Source organism: Undibacterium pigrum, from assembly GCF_003201815.1.
GTDB lineage: Bacteria > Pseudomonadota > Gammaproteobacteria > Burkholderiales > Burkholderiaceae_D > Undibacterium > Undibacterium pigrum.
The window spans coordinates 743,052-763,642 of record NZ_QJKB01000001.1; the positions used below are offsets into that span (position 1 = coordinate 743,052).

15 protein-coding genes are annotated in these 20,591 nt (G+C 49.7%); 11 read left to right on the plus strand and 4 right to left on the minus strand.

Annotated features, from left to right (window positions below; all coding sequences use genetic code 11):
• The first annotated feature begins 55 nt into the window (after nucleotides 1-55).
• A complete protein-coding gene (locus DFR42_RS03245; protein ID WP_110254219.1) occupies nucleotides 56-1,972 on the plus strand; it encodes an FTR1 family protein in 1,917 nt (638 codons plus the stop codon).
• A gap of 290 nt (nucleotides 1,973-2,262) precedes the next feature.
• On the opposite strand, the gene DFR42_RS03250 is transcribed toward DFR42_RS03245, so the two are convergent.
• Nucleotides 2,263-2,604: a YnfA family protein gene (locus DFR42_RS03250; RefSeq protein ID WP_110253488.1), complete on the minus strand. Its 342-nt coding sequence runs from the start codon at nucleotides 2,602-2,604 to the stop codon at nucleotides 2,263-2,265.
• Nucleotide 2,605: 1 nt separating this feature from the next.
• On the minus strand, nucleotides 2,606-3,127 hold the full coding sequence (locus DFR42_RS03255; RefSeq protein ID WP_110253489.1) for a MerR family transcriptional regulator: 522 nt from the start codon (nucleotides 3,125-3,127) through the stop codon (nucleotides 2,606-2,608).
• A 760-nt stretch (nucleotides 3,128-3,887) separates the two neighbouring features.
• On the opposite strand from DFR42_RS03255, the gene DFR42_RS03265 reads away from it, so the two are divergent.
• From DFR42_RS03265 to DFR42_RS03290, 7 genes are all read left to right on the plus strand, one after another.
• Nucleotides 3,888-6,974: a Tn3 family transposase gene (locus DFR42_RS03265; RefSeq protein ID WP_110253491.1), complete on the plus strand. Its 3,087-nt coding sequence runs from the start codon at nucleotides 3,888-3,890 to the stop codon at nucleotides 6,972-6,974.
• Nucleotides 6,975-7,291: 317 nt separating this feature from the next.
• On the plus strand, nucleotides 7,292-9,262 hold the full coding sequence (locus tag DFR42_RS03270; protein WP_110253492.1) for an RHS repeat domain-containing protein: 1,971 nt from the start codon (nucleotides 7,292-7,294) through the stop codon (nucleotides 9,260-9,262).
• A gap of 125 nt (nucleotides 9,263-9,387) precedes the next feature.
• Entirely contained in the window at nucleotides 9,388-9,795 is a 408-nt protein-coding gene (locus DFR42_RS03275) for a hypothetical protein (protein ID WP_110253493.1), read from the plus strand.
• Nucleotide 9,796: 1 nt separating this feature from the next.
• Entirely contained in the window at nucleotides 9,797-10,174 is a 378-nt protein-coding gene (locus DFR42_RS29645; protein ID WP_245936814.1) for a hypothetical protein, read from the plus strand.
• 25 nt (nucleotides 10,175-10,199) lie between these two features.
• Entirely contained in the window at nucleotides 10,200-10,658 is a 459-nt protein-coding gene (locus tag DFR42_RS29650; RefSeq protein WP_245936815.1) for an ATP-binding protein, read from the plus strand.
• 484 nt (nucleotides 10,659-11,142) lie between these two features.
• Entirely contained in the window at nucleotides 11,143-15,192 is a 4,050-nt protein-coding gene (locus DFR42_RS03285; protein WP_110253494.1) for a Pls/PosA family non-ribosomal peptide synthetase, read from the plus strand.
• 206 nt (nucleotides 15,193-15,398) lie between these two features.
• On the plus strand, nucleotides 15,399-16,655 hold the full coding sequence (locus DFR42_RS03290; protein ID WP_110253495.1) for an AI-2E family transporter: 1,257 nt from the start codon (nucleotides 15,399-15,401) through the stop codon (nucleotides 16,653-16,655).
• A gap of 50 nt (nucleotides 16,656-16,705) precedes the next feature.
• Here DFR42_RS03290 and DFR42_RS03295 read toward each other — a convergent pair whose 3' ends face one another.
• On the minus strand, nucleotides 16,706-17,206 hold the full coding sequence (locus DFR42_RS03295; RefSeq protein WP_110253496.1) for a winged helix-turn-helix transcriptional regulator: 501 nt from the start codon (nucleotides 17,204-17,206) through the stop codon (nucleotides 16,706-16,708).
• A 65-nt stretch (nucleotides 17,207-17,271) separates the two neighbouring features.
• Here DFR42_RS03295 and DFR42_RS03300 point away from each other — a divergent pair, with 65 nt between their 5' ends.
• Nucleotides 17,272-17,760, plus strand: coding sequence for a nuclear transport factor 2 family protein (locus DFR42_RS03300; protein WP_110253497.1), 489 nt, complete (start codon nucleotides 17,272-17,274; stop codon nucleotides 17,758-17,760).
• Between the two features lie 165 nt (nucleotides 17,761-17,925).
• On the opposite strand, the gene DFR42_RS03305 is transcribed toward DFR42_RS03300, so the two are convergent.
• Entirely contained in the window at nucleotides 17,926-18,153 is a 228-nt protein-coding gene (locus DFR42_RS03305; RefSeq protein ID WP_110254220.1) for a hypothetical protein, read from the minus strand.
• Between the two features lie 239 nt (nucleotides 18,154-18,392).
• On the opposite strand from DFR42_RS03305, the gene imuA reads away from it, so the two are divergent.
• Nucleotides 18,393-19,121, plus strand: coding sequence for a translesion DNA synthesis-associated protein ImuA (gene imuA / locus DFR42_RS03310; protein ID WP_110253498.1), 729 nt, complete (start codon nucleotides 18,393-18,395; stop codon nucleotides 19,119-19,121).
• Nucleotides 19,066-20,577, plus strand: coding sequence for a Y-family DNA polymerase (locus tag DFR42_RS03315; RefSeq protein ID WP_110253499.1), 1,512 nt, complete (start codon nucleotides 19,066-19,068; stop codon nucleotides 20,575-20,577). Before imuA ends, DFR42_RS03315 begins: the two co-directional genes overlap by 56 nt.
• Nucleotides 20,578-20,591 lie beyond the last annotated feature (14 nt).

Genomic DNA, 20,591 nt, shown 5'->3' on the forward strand with positions numbered 1-20,591 from the left:
CAATAACACGCCTATGAAATTTCCCATGATACGACAAGCATACTTTCGCTGGCTGATGACTTTGCTGTTGACTATTAGTGCGTTAATCAGCGGGTCGAGCTACGCCGTTGACACCACCGAACTCAAAGCTAAGCAGATTTGGCAGCTTCTGGACTATGTCGCTGTAGATTACGGTGGTGCCGTCGCCAACGGTACGGTGCTGAAAGCATCGGAATACGCTGAAATGGAAGAATTTGTTGCTGCAGCTGAACGTCAGCTCGGAGAAATGCCTGATCAGGATGATAGAGGTATCTTGTTACAACAAGCTATTGCACTGCGTGCCGCAGTAGCTGCTAAGACCGATCCGGTCAGCGTGGCGAAATTGGCACGTGCATTGTCTAATGCAGTGCAAAAGACATATCCGTTTCCAGTCGCGCCTACTGCTATGCCTGTCCTGACGAAGGGCGGACAGTTGTTTCAAGCGCAATGTTCAGCCTGTCATGGTCTGCAAGGGCGCGGTGACGGCCAACTGGCCGCCTCCCTGAACCCAAAGCCAACCGCTTTGGCTGATCACGAGCGCGCGCGCGAACGTAGTTTGTTTGCTCTTCACCAAATCATCAGTAGCGGTGTTCAAGGCACTGCTATGCGAGGTTTTGGCAACTTGTCGGATGAAGACCGGTGGGCCCTGGCGTTTTTTGTTGGCACATTGCCTTATTCGCAAAGAGACAAGGACGAAGGGGCCAAGCTTTGGCAAACCAACAAGCCAGTTCACGCGACGATCACCAGTCTGGAAACGTTGACGCAAACATCGGAGCATATCTTGGCAGACAAGCTGGATGAGCCCTCGGCCAAAGCGTTGATCGCCTTTTTGCGCAGTAACCCAAGCGTGCTGAGCGCCAATAGCTCGAAAGGTACAGCGATTGCCAAAGCCAAACTCAACGAAAGCGTGGCAGCATTGCTGGCTGGTGACCGGGCGGGCGCGACGAAGTTGGCCTTGTCCGCTTACCTCGACGGCTTCGAGCCAGTTGAGCCTGCGCTTGCCACTCGCAACCGGCCGCTGTTTGAGAAGATAGAAGCCGCTATGGTGTCCTACCGGGCCCTGATAGCCAATGGCACTCCTGCCGATGTGCAAACAGCACAACAGCGTTTGCACAGCTTGTTGGATGAAGCAGATAAAGCGCTTGCACCTTCAGATAACGATGCCTTTGCGGCATTCATTGGGGCACTGACCATTTTGCTGCGAGAAGGTTTGGAAGCCCTGCTCGTGGTTGTGGCCATGCTCGCATTTCTCAAAAAGGCAGAACGGCAGGATGTTGTGGCCTACGTGCATGCGGGTTGGATAGCTGCGCTCACTGCAGGCGGCATTACGTGGGTTGTAGCGACCTACTTGGTTGGCGTTAGCGGGGCAAGCCGGGAACTGACGGAAGGATTCTCATCACTGTTTGCTGCCGTGGTTTTGTTGGGGGTTGGCATGTGGATGCATCAGAAGAGCGTGGCTGGCCGCTGGCAGGTCTATCTCAAGGAAAAACTGTCCTCGGCACTCAACAAACGCACGGCATGGTTCTTGTTCTCTCTGGCCTTCGTTGCCGTTTATCGCGAGGTATTTGAGACAGTGCTGTTCTTTGCCGCGCTTTGGACTGAAGGAAATGGTTGGCCTTTGCTCGCTGGCTTGGGTACCGGCATTGGAATTTTAGCCTTGCTTGCTATTGTGCTGCTGCGCACCAGTACTCGCCTGCCAATTGGTCAGTTTTTCGCAGCTAGCTCACTGCTTGTGGCTGTGCTTGCCGTGATCTTGGCAGGAAAGGGTATTGCAGGACTGCAAGAAGCAGGATTGATTCATACCAGTCCTATTGCAATTCCACGCATTGACCTTTTGGGCGTCTATCCATCGTGGCAGACACTCTCAGTACAGTTTGCTGTTTTACTCGTCGTTGTGGTGGCCTTCACGATCAATTTGCGTGCGTCGCGTCAAATGACAGAACAACAAAGTTGATTCGCAGGTGCGAGTAGCGGACTATTCGAGCGATACGATCCGCATACGGTGCCCCATATTTGCCTGATCGGCCCGGCAGGGAGACTGGAATATGCGGACGAGATGAACAGTGAGGCGAGCCCCAATTCAGTCGATATCGCAGGAACTACAAATGACGTCATTCAAGCGATAGACGAAGTTGATGCGGGAAAGCCAGTCAGCAAATCAATCACTCAGCCTTACGGCTACTCAGTAAAATACAGTACGACGGGCTGATCACAATTCCAGATGCTTCCTCGCACCGGTTTACACTAGGCAGTCCGATGACCGAGTGCGATGGAGCCTGCACCAGCAAGTGCCAGGCCTACGCCGAGATAGTCATTCCATGTCGGCGTAACGCCGTCGACGAAATGCAACCAGCCTATGGCTGTGGCGATATAGATTGCGCCATAGGTGGCATACACACGGCCACTGGCGGCCGGATGCAGAGTCAACAACCATACAAACGCCACCAGGCTTAGTGTCGCTGGCAGCAATAGCCAAGGCGACCCTTTACCAGTGAGCCATAACAAGGGCAGATAGCAGCCCAGCAGTTCGGCAATGGCGGTGGCAAAAAACAGGCCGAATGTGCGTGTCAGGGCGATAGTGTCCATGTTAGAGGCGTTTCAGTTCGGTGATTGTTGTGGACAGAGTCGACGTCGCTTGTGCAGCCAAAGGCGGAGTGCAGCACCCGCCATCGGCCTTGCCCTGTGGCTCGCCTTCAAGCAAGGACAAGTCGTCAATGATGACACAATCTCTGGTCTGACCGCCCCCACACGCCTCATTACAGCTACACACAAAAGAGGCCAGACTCGCTTCGAGCTGTTTCATCTCCTCCAGCTTTGCGCGGATGTCATCGAGACGTGCCTGCGCCATGTCGCGCACCTCCAGGCAGGCGCGATCGCCATCTTCGAACAAATCCACCAATTCCCGGACTTCGTCGATAGGAAAGCCGAAATCCCGGCAGCGCCGGATAAAAGTCAAGCGCTTGAGATCGTCGTCGCGATAATAGCGATGGCCATTCGTGGCACGGCCTGGACTTGGCAGCAGGCCGATTTTTTCATAATAACGAATCGTAGGGACGCTGCAGTCGGTTTGAGATGACAGCATGCCAATGGTGAGGTTGGGGTTGGTCATAAAGGTCTTCTTAAAAAACGCTTGCACCTGAAGTTACTTGAGGTTGTACTGTACAGGCAAACGCTATTTCAGCCAAGCGACTGGGCACACATATGAAAAACACAGCACGCTGCGCCAGTAAAACCAGTTACAAGCAGTAGAAACTTTTTCCTTAGGAGCTCAATTTGATCCCAATTGCACCCGCGCCAATCGCTTGCACACTCTCGGCTGCCAGCTTTAAAGAGCGAGCCCAATGGCTGCACGAACTGACCGCCCGCGCACTGCTTAGTCATCGCATTGAAGGGCAACGGCTGCATCTAAGTTATCGGCCAGACGCCAGGGCTGACGTCGAAAAAATGGTTCAGCGAGAACGGCAATGCTGTGGATTTCTAAAGTACGAATTGCAGTCGGGTACCGAGTCAATTGAAGTTGTCGTGTCAGCGCCCACCGAGGCATGTGACGATGCGCAAGCTTCGTTTGCTCACTTGATACCGCCAACCACATCAGCGATCACTTGAAGCTCAAAGCCAAAAGCCACCTTTTGGTGGCCCTGAGATAGCTACGTAATCAAAAATGAGCAATTATTTTTATAAGAATCTTTTTGGCCGGGATATGACCTTACTTCTCATGCACGAATGGATTTCTACAAACTGCAGTGTTTTATTTCACAATATCCAGACTATCGCTGAATGAAGCATTTTCGTTTCATCATTGACAAACTATTCGAGGAAAGGCACTGTTGCATATTCCCCAACTATGTCATCTGTTCACCTTTACATAAATGGCTTCCGAATCCCATCGCCTATCGATCTTAAGCGACGACGAGATCGAGGATCTATATGGTCTACCGCGCTTTACCGATGATGACCGCCAACTCTATTTCGATTTAAGCCCTGCTGAAAAAGCAGCGGCGGGAGATATCCGTACAGCGTCAGTAGCGGCGTACCTGATACTCGAGCTCGGCTACTTCAAGGCCAGGCGCCAGTTTTTTGCGTTTGAAGCCCACGAAGTCGAGAATGACCTCCTATATATTCTCGCTGCGTATTTTCCAGGGCGGACGCTAGTCGATATTCGCTTTCCGTCACGACCCACAAGGGGCTCACTGCAAAAGACAGTCTTAGAGCTATTTGATTATCGGCTGTTTGGCGCTCAGGAAAGAGGCGAAATCGAAGCTAGAGCGGAGCGTTTTGCGATGCTCTCAACTCAACCGATTTTCATTCTGCGGGAAATCCTTCAACAATTGTCGATCAACCGCGTCGTACCGCCTTCGTATTCATCACTACAAGATATTGTCGGCAAGGCAGTATCAGGAGAACGTGTCCGTATCTCCGGCTTACTAACTGAAGCGCTAACACCTGAAATTCTTCAAAGTCTGACCTCTCTCCTGGAAGCAGACGAACAAATCTATACCATCACTGCATTGCGGCGGGAGGCAAAAGATTTTTCCTATGGCGAGTTGCGCAGGGAAGTCGCACGCCGCGAATTCTTCGAGCCCTTGCACGAGTTCGCAGCGACCTTCCTTTCTTCTGCCGGCTTGTCGCAAGAGAGCAGCAGATACTATGCATCACTGGTCAATTTCTACACGGTCTATAAATTGCAGCGAATGCACAAACAGACGGCACAACTCTTTCTCTTATGCTTTGCGTACCAGCGCTTTCGTCAGATCAATGACAATTTGACAGATGCCTTTATCCATTTGGTGCACCAATATGAGAAACAAGCCAAATCGCATGCGGAGATAGCAATGCAACAGGCGTTAGAAGATGCTCTGAAAAATCTACAAGCTGCAGGGAAGGTCCTTGGACTTTTTATTGACGAATCAATATCGTCTGACCTGCCATTTTCAGAAATTAAAGAGAAAGCCTTTTCTTTGCTAGACCGTGAGCAGTTTCCTATCGTCTCTGACTACATGCGCCGTATCGCCTTCGATAAATCTGCCTTTGAATGGGCGTACTACGGAACGCTGTCTCGGACGTTCAAGCAGAATCTGCGTCATTTATTTGCCGCGCTTGACTTCGCCGGACGCGTTGAGAACGCTCCACTGATACAAGCTGTCGTCTTCCTTCAAGACCTGTTCAGAAGTGATAAGTATCCGCGCAAGATCGATACGGCGGTTCTTCCATCAGATCTAATCCCTAAACATCTTCAGAAATATCTGTACGTTCCCTCTGAAGTGGATCGACGCCGTAAAGTGATTCAACCAGACCGCTTCGAATTTCTGGTCTACAGGATGCTCCGTAATGCACTGGAAGCTGGCGACGTGTTTGTACAAAAAAGTACCGAATACCGACGTTTTGAAGACGATTTGATCAACGAAGAAAAATGGAAACGCAGCAGGCAAATTATTGAAGAGCTGAATTTACCATTATTGTCAGCACCTATTGAAGATACCCTGGCGGCTTTCCAAGAATCGATCGAGTCTCTTCTGGAAAGGGTAAACCAGCGAATCGACGAAGGCGAGAACAAACATATCAAATTTCGTGGCAATGGTGAAAAGCGCCGTTGGCGACTTCTCTATCCCACATCAGAAGAGCCAGTCAATAGCCCGTTTTTTAGCCAACTTCCTGGCATCGGGATTGCAGATCTGCTGTGGTTCGTCGCTGGAGAAACATTATTTCTGCAGGGCTTTACTCATGTACTGGACCGGTATGTCAAACATGATCCAGATCCCAAGGAAATACTTGCCTGTGTAGTGGCAATGGGCACTAATATGGGACTTGGAAAAATGGCTGAGGTCTCAGGTTTGTCTTATTCCTCGTTGGCGTCGAGTTCACGAAATTTCCTGCGGCAAGAAACGCTGCGCGCCGCCAATGATGCCATCATCAATGCAATTGCCCAATTGCCAGCATTCCATCTATTTGACATTGAGGATGCAATGCATTCCAGCTCGGATGGCCAGCGCATGGAGACGCAGATTGATACGCTTAATTCGCGGCATTCCCCCAAATATTTTGGACTGCAAAAAGGAGTAAGTAGCCTGACATTGGTTGCCAACCATGTGCCAGTTAACGCTAAGGTCATAGGTACCCATGAGCATGAAAGCCATTACGTATTTGATTTGCTTTACAATAACACTTCCGATATCAGACCGGAGCGTCATTCCACAGATACACATGGGACAAACCAAGTCAATTTCATCGTCTTGAGAACCTTCAACCATGAGTTTGCACCCAGATATAAGAATTTCCCAAAAAAAGCCGAATCAATCATTGGTTTTCAACAACCAAACCAATACGGAAACGTGTGGATCAAACCTTGCCGGCGGGTAAATGACGAACTGATCGTCAAAGAGTGGCCCAACATCCAGCGCATCTTGGTTTCGCTGGCGCAAAAGGACGTCACCCAGTCAACGATCGTGAGGAAGCTATCAAGCTATGCCCGGCAGAATTCGACCAAGAGGGCATTGTGGGAACTTGATCACCTGTGTTTTACGGAATATGTGTTGAAATACATCGATGACCCGAAGTTACGGCAAGGAGTGCAAAAGGCGCTAAACCGGGGAGAGGCCTATCATAAGTTCAGGCGAGCAGTCGCGTTCGTGAATGGGGGAAAATTTCGGGTTAGGACAGAAGACGAGCAGCATATTTGGAATGAATGTTCGCGTTTGATTGCCAACGCTGTTATTTATTACAACACGCTAATCCTGTCCCAGGTATATGAGCAGAAATTAAGGGCAGGAGATGAGGCTGCAATCGAGCTGATGCGCAGGATCTCGCCAGTGGCCTGGCAGCACGTCAATCTGTTTGGAACCTTTGAATTTACGCCTAGTGGCTCGAAGCTAGACATTGAGGCACTGGCGGCGTTGTATTTGGATCCTACATACTGGCTTAACACTTTGAAAGATCGTGATGAAATCCCACCACGTTAGTGCAAACATTTCCCCCGAAAATGTAAAAAGAACGATTTTCCAGTCTTAAAAAACTTGCTAAAACGGCCTTCGGATATCTGAATAACGGAGGTCATCTAGGCTAATTTTACATTTTTGGGGGTTGGGCAAACACACCCAGATTGCCAAAGTATGCTCCTTTCTTTTTATTGCAATTTTCCCTAAACATTTTGCGAAATCCGTGGATACCTTGCACTGAGAAGAATTAGTGCAGTTAGTCCGTTGCATGTCTGCCAACAGGTTTTGGATCAGGCAAAGAAGACGGGTTGATATTTACGAATAGCAAAGGTAGGTAAAAAATGGTTGCAATGGTCAATGGTCAAGGTCTGGGAGCACAAACGAATCCCCTGAACGTGTTTGCACAAAGAAGTCAGCTGGGTCATGCACAGGCAGGGAAGAACGGCCAGCGCGTGTGTGTCAATGGCAAGACAGGCAATCTCGTCATCCAGAGCCAGGATGTACAACTATTCGACCATGGACTCGACCTTGGCGTGCTACGCACCTACAACAGCAGCGGCCAGTTCACCGACGACAATGGCGACAACTGGCTGCTTGGTTTTTATGCCAAACGCCTCGATGTTGTCGGGCCATTAGGTAAAGCTGGCAGCAGCCTCATCAAGACAGAAGCAGACGGCGCCCGAGTCAGTTTCCAGTGGGATGACGCACACCAAAAGTACACCGGCCAAAGAGAAGGCGAGCAGCCTGCCGACATCCTCCTTGACGGTGGCCAACTCCTGTGGCGCCAGCAAGGCACAGGCCTCTCAGAATCCTATGATATTGGCAGTGGCCGCCTGCTCGCCACCATCGACCCGCTCGCTTACCGCATCAGCTACGACTACGACGACCGGGGCCTGCTCGCCAAAGCCACCTCAGATCACGGCGCCTCCACCAGCTACCAGTACGATGGCAACCGTCTTCGCGACATCCAGACCCACTACCTCGATACCGCAGGACAATGGCAACAACAGAATAGCGTCCACTACAGCTACGATGGCCAGGACCGCCTCTCTGCAGTCACCCTCACCACCGTCGCCCCTGATGGCGCCAATACTGCTGCCGGTCATGTCTACAGCACCCGCTATACCTACGATGGCAACAGCAAACGCCTTGCTGGCATCAGCCAGGACGACGGCACCCAACTCAGCTTCACTTACCAAGAAATCGCCGGAGAATACCGCCTCAGCCAGATCGAAGATGGCCAGCAACAGACCACCCGTTTTGCCTATGACATTGGCAATGGCATCACCACCGTCGAAGACAGCCTGCACCAGCACACCGTATTAAGCTACCGCGCCGATGGCAAACTCATCGCCATCGACCAACCCCAGGGGCAAGGGAGCAGCCATACCGACCTCAATTACGATGACCAGGGCAATCTCCTTACCGTCATCGCCGACAATCAACTGCTCAGCGAACTGCAATACGACGCTGCCGGCCGACAAATCTCCGGCCGCGATGCCGATGGCAATACCCTCACACGCACTTACGACAGCCTCGGCCAATTGCGTAGCGAAACCATCCAGCTCAGCGCCGACGGTAGCAATCCCGCTCAGCCTGCCAGCGACGCCACCACCCGCTACTACTACCAGGCAGCCCCCTCAGGCCGCGGCGAACTACTCCGCTTCATCATCGACGCTACAGGCCAGGCGACCGAATACCGCTACAATGCCCAGGGCCAGCGCATCAGCGCCCTCAGCTACACCGCACAAAGTCTCGATGCCGCCAGCCTCACTGGTGACGAAACAGTCGCCACCATCGACAGCCTCGTGCAAAATGTGGTGCAACTGAGCGATGCACAAAGCCAGTCCGCATTCCGCACAGACATCCTGCGTACCGACCTCAACTATGACGCCCATGGCCAGCTCGCCAGCGTCATCCACTACACCCAGGTACACAACGATGCCAGCTTCAGTGGCGATGCACAAAGCCAGGCAGAAACACGCTACCTCTATGACACAGAAGGGCGTCTCCTCACTAAAATCGATCTTGCCAGTGCCCTGCAGACCACCTACACCCATGATGAACAAGGGCGCGTCCTCAGCGTCACCGAAGGCCCCCTGGCCAGTACCGTCAACCAGCATGAGCCAGGTGCAAGACGCCTCAGCATCACCAATGCGGCAGGCGTCCAGACCACCCAGATTTACGGCCGCACAGCTCCCTTGATGGCAAGACACCTATCGAGCGCTTCACCGAACTCTCAGACAAGACCCCGCTCGGAGAAGAAGTCATTGCCAAATTCGACCCATCAAAAGAGCATATTCAGGAACTGAATTACCGTGCCGAACTGGCGCTACGGAAATTGAAATGATGTCCGTGAATCGCACAGCTCAATGTCTCTCCATTTGAACGCTTCTTTCTCATCGAGATTGATCCGCCGTCCTACCTTCGAGAAGAAATGAAGGAATTGATATTCATCATTTCCAAGAAATGGTCAAAAATATCAAAGCGCGAAACGACCCCGTTCTGCCCATATCTATATATCCACGGGCTGAGTCCAATAGAGCTAGTGGCTTTGAAAAAAGACCTTCATCAGGAGGGGTTCAAGTTCGTCGACGGTTATGACTATCTTGGTGCGGAATTCAACGCAAGCTCTATAGCCCTGCAGTTGACCCACAGCGATGGAATAAAAATCAAAATACTTGATACATTGGCAAATTTACTCGCAACTGTCAATGTCATTACAAAAACTAGAAAAATCTATCAGTTTCACTTTGGCAAAGACTACCTAACTCTTACCAATTCTTCATTGGGTCACGCAAGTATCCAGATCAATAAACTGTCGGATATTAAAGGGATAATCTAAAATGAACATGAATACAGAAGCAGTCGTAGAAGGCATTAATGCTCAGGTGATTGCCGTCTTTCCCGACAAAGTGAGAATCGTTGTTGACGACCTGGAAAATTTCAAGATCGCGGAAGAATCTTTGAAGGTTGGCTCATATTTGAAAATCGCAGATAACGAAAATGCAGTATTGATTGCGATAATTGAAAATTTTCAAATCGTTGTTGGCAACGGAGGAAAACGGGACTACATGATCGAGGCATTTCCGCTGGGGATTATTAGGGATGGAAAATTCGAGCGAGGAGGGGACTCTCTCGCGATTCCTCCAAAACAAGTCGAACCTGCAGGCATTGACGATATCAGGAAGATCTACGGAGACTCTGTTAAGGTGCGCGAATAACCCTGATGAGAAAATTAACAACGACGTGCCTATTTTGCTGGTGTATGAGGAGGCCCATAAGTATGTCCCGAACTCTGATCTATTGAAATATAGATCCTCCAAGCAGTCCATTGAACGGATTGCAAAAGAAGGACGGAAATACGGAGTAACGCTTCTACTGGCCAGTCAGCGGCCCTCTGAGATTTCTGAAACCATTTTCTCTCAATGCAATAATTTCATTGCCATGCGCCTCACGAATCCTGTAGATCAAGGATACGTCAAGAAGTTGCTACCAGATTCCCTCGGTTCCTTGATTGACAAGATGACTTCACTCAAACAAGGCGAGGCACTGCTTGTGGGTGAATCAATTGTCCTTCCTTCGATCGTTCAAATAGACCCATGTACAACGGCACCGTCATCAAACGATATTCCTTTCTGGGAACTTTGGAAGGATGAATGGAAAACGATGGATATAGCTGCCATCAAAACTGAGTGGCATAAATAGGGAAGCTATAGCTTCCGCTTAATATTAAGCAGCTGCCGGGGTAAAATTTTTCGCGGATGGCAACAAATTATTGTCACTTTTTAAGCCAATTATTACCTGATCGAACGACCGTCGTGTATGGCAACGGATTATTGTCACGAATGGCAACAACTATTGTCACGAATGGCAACGGATTAGTGTAATAACGCGCTTGAATTGTTGGCATAATTTCCGCAACGCTTTGTTTTTCATACAATTCTTAATTTAACATAATATAAATTATGCGAAATAAAGGATATTTTAGATTTGATGTGGAGACTCGCTTGTGTGACATTCTACATAGCACAATTGAACCGAAATAATTCGTTACTCATATTTACCAAAGATGAATTTATCAAAATGGTAAACTGGTACTTTAGTTGTGATTTCTCAACATAAGAATGTTTTTGGCTTTTACTGCCAAGATTTAGCCTATATTAAGTGACCTTTCCTCTTTAGATTTTTTATGCAATCGTTTAGCAGCACAGACACAAAAACAAACCCAGAAATTTTGTATGGCGAGGAAAGGCTTGATTTTTTACGGGAAGAGATTCTTGCCGATTTGCTTGAAGCAAGTGCAGCGGCTTTTCCTGACAAGATTGCGTTGATCTCTGGTGAGCAGTCTCTCAGCTATCGGCAATTAAATACTGAAGCAGACCGTGTTGCTTCTGTCTTGATCGCTGCAGGTGCGCGGCCTGGGCATATTGTCGGTTTGTGGCTGCCGCGTGGCATTCACTTATTGATCATGCAGGCGGCTATCGCCAAGTCTGGCGCAGCCTGGTTGCCATTTGACGCTGACACGCCCGTGGACAGAATTGCCGTTTGCCTTAACGACGCCAATGCATTTGGTATCTTGAGCTGTCAGGCTTTTGCGACACAATTAACTGAGCTAAGTTGTCAAAAATGGCTGGCTGAGGAAGCGTTGGCCGATGTCGGGCAAACTGCCCTGAGGCGCGGTTCTGTCGAAGGCACAGATCCTGCCTATGTCATTTATACCTCAGGCTCTACAGGCAAGCCCAAGGGCATATTGGTGAATCAGGCCAGTATTTGCAATTTTTTGCGCAGTGAAAACCATGTATTGGGTATACGGCACGATGATCGTGTGTATCAGGGATTTTCATTGGCATTTGATATGTCGTTTGAAGAAATCTGGATCAGCTATCTGGTTGGCGCCACTCTGTGGCTGGCACCTAAGGAGATTACAGCCGATCCAGATGCCCTGCCGCTGGCTCTGAATGAAAACCGTATCAGTGTTTTACACGCTGTACCTACCCTGCTCGCTTTGTTCAGTCATGAGGTTGACAGTTTGCGCCTGATTAATCTGGGTGGCGAAATGTGCCCTGAAGTACTAGTCAAGCGCTGGTCGCGACTTGGTCGGCAGATGTTCAACACCTATGGGCCAACGGAAGCCAGTGTGTCTGCCAGCCTGGCGCAGCTACAAGCTGATCAGGCCGTCAACATAGGCCGGCCCTTGCCAAATTATTCTTTGCTAGTCATTGCTACGGATGTTGAAAATGGCTTGCGTTTGCTGCCTTTTGGTGAAACCGGCGAACTTTGTGTTTCTGGCCCTGGCGTGGCGATGGGTTATCTTGGCCGGCCTGATTTGACGGCTGAAAAGTTCCTGACCAATCCCTGGGGCAAAGATTCGCATGACACCAGGTTGTACCGCACTGGTGACCTGGCTTGTTTTAATACCGATGGTAGTGTGCAGTGTCTGGGACGCGCTGATGATCAGGTGAAAATCCGCGGTTTCAGGGTTGAACTGGGGGAAATCGAATCTGTTTTGGCCAAACAAGCTGGCGTGGGTGCCGTTGCTGTTGTCTTGCGCAAGGATGAGGACATTGATCAGATCGTGGCTTTCATGGTCAATGATCAGCTTCCCGCAGAGGCGGATGCCAGTGCTTTTGCGCAGCATGCTGTTATTTTGCGCACAGAATTAAGCAGGGTCTTGCCTATTTATATGGTGCCTGCCCGCTTTGAATACCTGACTGAAATGCCGAGGCTAACCTCAGGCAAAATTGACCGCAATACACTTAAAAAGCTGACTTTGGCAAAACAGGCTGTGAACAAAGCCTCAGATACGCCAGAAAACGAAACCGAGGCCGTGCTGTTTGAGGCATTAGCAAGTCTGTTCCCTGGGCAAGCTATACAACGTGGCTCTGATTTTTTTATTGACCTCGGCGGCCATTCACTGATGGCAGCAAAACTGGTGTCAATCTTGCGCAAACATCCACGTTTTGCGTATTTCAGAATCAGCGACATCTATACACACAGAGTTATCGCCAGGATGCTGCAAGTTTTGGAGTCCACAGGGCAAACTCAGGATGCTGCAGCAACAGCGAACAATACAAAATGGCTGACGGCTCCTGCCTGGAAACGCTGGCTTTGCGGCGTAGGTCAGGCGGCGGCCATACCCTGGCTGGTAGCCATGCGCATGGTGCAATGGCTGGCACCATTTTTTGCTTATCACTTTTTTACTGGCGACCCTGGCGACTCTATTGCCCGTGCAGTGTTATTGTCTGTCGGCGTTTTCCTGTTATTGACTCTTACAGAATTTGCTGTCGCGATTTTCGGGAAATGGTTGATTGCCGGACGCTTGAAGGCCGGGCGTTATCCATTATGGGGATGGACTTATTACCGCTGGTGGCTGGCAGACCGGCTGGTGGAGGCTGCGCCAACTTACATGCTGAGCGGTTCATCTTTGTACTCATGGTGGTTACGTGCCCTTGGCGCAAAAATAGGGTCTGATGTAGTAATTGGCTCAATGACCTTACGCGCACCGGACTTGTTAAACATAGGTGACCGTTGCAGCATAGGTAATGCCAGCAATTTTGAAAACGCCAGAGTGCAGCATGGCGAATTAATCCTGGGTGTGATCACGCTGGAAGATGATGCGTATGCAGGTTCGTATGCAGTGCTGGAAGGCAATGTACACATAGAAGCTGGTGGCCATCTGGAGGGGCAATCGGCCCTGAGTGAAGGTCAGCGCATACCAAAATCCAGAATCTGGAAAGGCTCACCAGCCAGAGATGTTGGTGCATTTGATGCATCGGTTTTCCCGCCCAGGCCGCAGGCGACGCGCTTGCGTCTGATTGGTGAGACTACATTTTTTGTGTTTGGCTCACTGCTGATTAGCGCCCTGTTTTTCATGCCGGTTTTCCCTAGTTTTGTCACGATAGACTGGTTTGATAACTCCGAGCTTTTCCCTGGCCTGCAAAGCAATTCCGTCGCTTTTCAACTGGTCAAGTATTTCTTGCTGGCTTTCCCGGCAACTGCAGTATTGATAGTGTGCACTGCCCTGCTGTCCGCCGGCATACGCTGGAGCATTTTGCCTCCCCTGAGACAGGGACAATACCCGGTGCATGGCAATACATATTGCGGGAAATGGCTGGTCAATCAGATACAAGAGTCCAGCCTGAATGTCTTGCACGGTGTCTACGCGACGGTGTACGCCCCCTTCTGGTATCGCTTGCTTGGCGCAAAAGTTGGACGTGGTGCCGAAATTTCCACCGCCTTGGGCGTGGTACCAGACATGCTGACTTTAGGTGATGAGACTTTTATTGCCGATGCAGTATTGCTGGGGGACGAGCAAATTGATTGTGGCTGGATGAGCATGCATCCTACCGTGATTTCACGTCGTAGCTTTGTTGGTAATGGTGCGTATATCCCTGATGGTACGATCTTGCCAGAAAATGTACTGATAGGTGTGCATTCCAGCGCACCAGATAACCAGCATATGAATGAAGGCGATACCTGGCTGGGTTCGCCCGCCATTCATTTGCCAGCCCGCGAAGAGACCAAGGGATTTCCTGAAAACCTGACTTTCCACCCTTCTATCATTCGCCGTTTGGGGCGTGGCCTGATCGAGGCTTTTCGTATCATTGCACCACACGCGATGGTCATTGCGGTTGGCTATACCATTGTCCTGGATTTGATGCCCCTGGCCGGTGATGACCGCTGGAATGAGGTCTTGTATTACCTGATTGTGGCGGGTCTGTTATATGGTGTAGGCAGTTTTGCCTTTGTATTGATCTTGAAATGGCTATTGATCTTTCGCTACAAGAAGAGCAGCGTTCCTATGTGGACTCCTTTTGTCTGGATTTCTGAAGGCATTACCAACCTGTATGAAGGGATCGCGGTACCCAATTTCATGCGTTATCTGCGCGGGACGCCATGGTTGCCTCTGGTATTCAATTTGTTGGGCTGCAAAATTGGACGAGGTGTGTATATGGATACGACGGATATCACCGAATTTGATTGTGTCAGTATTGGTGACTATAGCGAAATCAATGCTCTGGCTTGCCCGCAAACGCATCTGTTTGAAGACCGCGTCATGAAAATTGACCATGTCAGCATTGGTGAACGTGTCTATATGGGGCCACGCAGCTCTGTTTTGTATAGTGCCGTAGTGGCTGATGGTGCCAGCCTTGGCGCTTTGACGCTAGTGATGAAAGGCGAATATATTCCCGCCAATTCCAGCTGGCATGGCTGCCCTGCTGCCATGACGGGTGTTTAATTGCATCTCAAGCCTGGCTTGTACATTGCAGAATGGCAAACCAGGCTTGGGATAATGTGCGGATATAATTCAGTTGTTGATTTAATGCCACATGCGGGATAGCGCACAGATGCCGTCAAGAAAGTCTGCAATGATCTGTCTGACCTTGAGCCGCTAACAGTTTGATCCAAGCTGTGCGTAAATAGCCAAAAAATAAAAGTGCTGACATGACACAAACCCCAGAAAAGTTTACGCAAAAAATCACTACTCCTGTGCCCAGGAGAACTATTCGTATTGAGCTGGCACGATCGACCATCGTTGCCATTGTTGGAGTGGTGCTGGGCTTTGCACTTCTCTCTCAGTTGGTTCCTGTCATACTCGTATTGATCACTGCACTGATGCTGGTTGGCACGCTTAACCCTGCAGTTGACTGGCTTGAGCGTCGTAAAATCCGGCGCTTTGCCAGTATAGCGATCGTGTTCGCTGTACTGATGGTGGTGTTGATTTTGCTGGCTGTTTTTACTGTGCCGCCGTTTGTTGCCCAGGTTGTCAGTCTCATCAAGCAAGAACCTGAATTGCGTGGGCACTTGATTAAATTTCTGGCTGCTTATCCAGTCACTGAATCCCTGGCAGATGGCTTAAAGCATATCCAGTACACTGCTCTCTTCAAATCCTATAGTAGTGAGGCGATGGCTTTTTCAAGAGGCTTTTTTGAGATTGTCGCCTATGGTGCTGGTTCGTTCTTCCTCGCCCTGTATATCATGATAGACCGCGACAGGTTGCGCGGTGCCTTGTTTGCTGTGATACCTCGTGCGCACCACATCAAACTGGCGCGTATCATGCTCAATCTTGAAACCATCGTAGGTGGTTATGTGCGTGGCCAGGTTCTCACTTGCGCGATGATGGCAGTCTTTTTGTTTATTTTGCTGACTGCCTGCGGTGTGCCGAATGCGATCGCGATTGCGGCTTTCGGTGGAATTGTGGATGTGCTTCCCTTTGTTGGCATCTTCCTCACCATGATACCTGCTGTGCTGGCTGCATTGGCTGTCGGGGGTATTGCTGCCTCTGTGGTATTCGTTTTGCTGCTTTGCTATGAAGAGTTTGAAAGCCGGGTATTGATCCCCGTTGTTTATGGGCGTGCATTGCGTTTGCCATCGTCCATCGTGCTGTTCGCCCTGATTGCGGGTGGTTCTTTATATGGCATAGGAGGCGCACTGCTCGCCTTGCCTGTCGCTGCGACCTTGCTCATGCTGGTCGATGAATTGAAAGTTGAATTGCCAGGTGAAAGTCTGCAACCCAGGGATTTGGCTGTGCAAAGAGATGATATTGTCGGCGAGGCTGAATATCTGCGGCGGACAGATGGCATGCCCGCCGAGGCAGCCGCTGGAATTGCCCTTGAAATTTCTGGAGACAGAAAGCTTAACGAAAATGATATATTGACTAAAGATGCTTCCGCATGTGATAAAGCGCTGGAAAATATTTAAATTCACTTGAATGAGTCTATCTCACTTATCTATGTCAATTTGAAGCCGTACTATTTTTTCTGGCCCAGTATTTGTCCCATCAATGCGGTGCCTGGTGTTTCTCTGCCACCAGGGCCAGCCTCAAAGTGTATATTTTCCAGCCTTAATTCTTCTTTGCATATGGTGCATGCGGGTATAGCGCTGGTGATATGACCGCAATGTTGATGGCGTACAAGCAAAGGCTGCTGCCCTTCTACTGTGCGCCATTTATCTCCCCAGGCAGTCAGCGCCAATAACACTGGATACAAATCCCGTCCTTGCTGAGTCAGGCTATAGCGCCAGACACGCTTATCCTGAGCGTCTGTTTTGCGTTCAACGATGCCCTGTTCCATCATTTTTTTCAACCGGGCGGTCAGGATATTAGATGCCACGCCAAGATTGCGCTGGATATCATCAAAACGCTCGAACCCCAGAAACAGATCACGCAAGATCAATAATGTCCACCACTCGCCGATGACTTCCAGCGTGCGGGCTATAGAACAAGAAAAATCAGAAAAGGAACTGCGCTCCATAATTTAGCTTGCTTGATGCAAGTTAACTGTTTATATTACTTGCATTATGCCAGTGAAAGTTCGCCATGTATGCTTATATCGTTGAGAACAAATTACGCAAGACCTTTGCCGCTATCAACGCGGGCGATGTCAGTCTGATGCTGGATAATTTGACGGACGATTTTGTATATCGATTTGAAGGCGATTCACCGATTTCTGGCTTGCGCAATTCACGCGCCTCCATGGCTTTATGGTGGCAGCGCTTGTACCGCTTGTTCCCAGGCTTACAATTTGAGATAAAAGAAGTTGCCGTCATCGGGCCTCCATGGAATACCCGCATCCATGCCGTGCTTGACTTCATCGTGCCGCATCAACCAGATGGCCCCTACAAAAATGTAGTGATGCAGTTCATGCGCATGCGCTGGGGCAAAATAACCTATATCCATACTCTGGAAGATACCCAGCGTTGCGGCCGCTATCTGGCATGGAGTGCAGCACAGGGATGTGCCGAAGCACTGGCATCTCCTATTACTGATCAGCCCTGGCCTGGCCCCGGACCTTTCTTGCAGGCTTAGATTTGAATCTTCAGACTTTATTCAAATCTATTCAGCTAGAAATTTATCCTGATGGGAACAAACTTCTGCAAACAATCCCGCAATATCAGGGTTTTGTTTGCAGTAGAAATTTGTTCACTTTATTAAAGGATAAATTGATAGTTGATTAAACAGCAGAACCCAAACTTACCAGTTTGCTTTGGACAAAATTATCAGCCATTTGCGAAACACCAGCATTTCCAGATGTCCTGCTTGTATGCCTGTACTGCAATCAAGTACAGGATTGACATAGTAAGAACGCTGCCTGAAGTCGCGGCAGACAAATATCTCACGACGTCCGAGGCGCATCACAAAAGAGGTAGGTGCGAGTTGCAGGCTGAAGCGCGTATCAAAAGACTGTTCGAGGTTTGCCATAATTTCAATCTCCATATCGGTGGGTATGTGATAGAGGAACTTCATCAAAACAGCCATGCGTTCATCCATGGATCGAACTTTAACACAAAATACTGTATATACAATCAGTATATTGTAAACTGTGGTTTTCTCGTCGACCTGTGATTTCTTACTCCAGTCTCATAGTACTGACACATTAAATAAACTTTGAAGTCTGTCGCCATATTACATATACTGTATATTTAATCAGTATATGTAATATGGCCCACGTTTCCTCACTTCCACCTGAACGCATACACCCCGCATTGTGGCGTGCATCGCAACTGGCGCGTGGTCAGGGCGGCTATTTGCCCAGTGGTTATGCAGAACTCAATAATGAGCTACCTGGCAATGGCTGGCCACAGGGACAATTAACCGAAATTTTGCTGCCACAGGTTGGCACTGCCGAACTCAGCTTGCTGAAGCCCGCCTTAAGCCAACTTGAAGGGCGTCCCATTGTTTTGTTGACGCCACCTTATGTACCGCAGGCATTGGCTTTTGCATGTACAGGCTTGCAGGCATCGCAATTGATATGGATACGCTGCCAGAAGCATGTCGATGCCTTGTGGGCGGCTGAACAGGTGTTGCGCAATAGCAGTTGTGGTGCGCTGCTGTTCTGGACATCCAGCATCCGTAGTGAAGCTTTGCGTCGTTTGCATCTGGCAGCGCAAAGCTCGGAGACTTTATTCTTTTTGATGCGTGACATGCGGGCGGCACAGCAAGCCTCTCCTGCTCCCTTGCGATTAAGTTTGCAAACCAGCCAATATGGACTGGAACTGGGCATCCTCAAACGCCGTGGCAGCCAGCGCGATGCGCCGCTGGCATTGCATGTGCCCGATCATCCTTATTTGTATGCCTATGCTCATCCAGGCAAAGAAAAACTTGTTACAAACTATGGCAACTTGCCCACCACTGTGGATAGCCGTTCATCTGCCTTTACTCCAGCTTGAGGTGTTTGTCACCCCCTTGTTTGCTCAGCAAGAGACACAAGTCAGTGTGATACTCCATCAAGGCCGGGTGACGTCCATGTCTGAGTCTGCCGACCAGGCAGGCATACGTTTGAATATGCGTGCGGGTGGTGTGCAAATGCTATGTGCAGATGCTGATTACTATCAGCGTGACCACAATAAAGAAAAACTGGCACTGCAGGCAGTGGCAACTGCGCTATTGCAATACTCGCCACAAGTCTGCCTGGCAGAAAACGATTGCATACTGGTTGATATCAGTGCCAGCCTGAGTTTATTTGGTGGCATACGCGCTTTGCGTAAACGCGTGCAGGAAAGCATGCGCATTCTTGGTTATACAGCAACGACAGGCATTGCTCCCGTTGCCAGGGCTGCGTGGTTATTGGCCAAGCAGGCATCGCGCAAATTACCCAGAGGGCAGCATGTCTTTAAACTGCAAAGATTGAGCCAGCGTCTGGACAGGCTACCAGTCAAATTACTCACCGCAGCTGAACCTTTGACTGAATTCTTGCAGGGCATAGCCTGCTATAGCCTGCGGGATTTGCGGCAATTACCCCGCCCTGGCCTGCAGAGGCGTTGCGGCAAAGCTTTACTCATAGAGCTGGATCAAGCTTATGGTGAACAGGCAGAAGTACACGAATGGTATCTGGCCGCGCCAGAATTCAAAGTCAAAATGGAATTGCCAGACCGTATAGAGCAGGCAGAGTCTCTGCTCATTTTTGCCCGCAGCCTGTTGGCTCAACTGCTGGGATGGCTGGCTGCGCAGCAACTGGCGGTTACGCATATACACATGGAGTTATTGCATGAACGTGGTCGCCAGGCCATTCCACCAACCATGTTTGATCTGCAACTGGCACAAGCATGCTGGCAAGAATCGCATCTGCTGAGTTTGTTTAAAGAAAAACTCAGCCAGCTCAAGCTGCATAGTGCCGTCATCGGTATGCTGCTGGAAGTAAAACAGACTATCTTGCGCGAAGCACAAAGCTATACCTTGTTCCCTGAACCAGGAGGTCAGGCAAATGAGCATAAACGTTTGCTTGAGCTATTAGTCGCCCGCTTGGGCGAAGATAATGTCTTGCAGCCAGCACCACAGGCAGACCATAGGGCTGATATTGCCAATCACTGGATTTCTGTCATCAAGAAAACTCCACCTCCCTGTCCTGCATCCACTTTGGCAGACTATGCCCTGCGCCCCAGCTGGTTATTGCCGCAGCCGCTGGCGTTGGATATCCACGAACATCGTCCTTTTTACGGATCAGAACTCAAACTTGTTTCTCCAGCCGAGCGCATAGAAGCAGGCTGGTGGCATGAGCAGATACAAACCCGGGATTACTACATTGCTGTTGATAAGCGCCATGTGCGTTACTGGATTTATCGCGAGCGCGCCAATGACCCCGACAGTGAAGAACCTGTCTGGTTCCTACATGGCATTTTTGGATAGTATTTTGGATATAT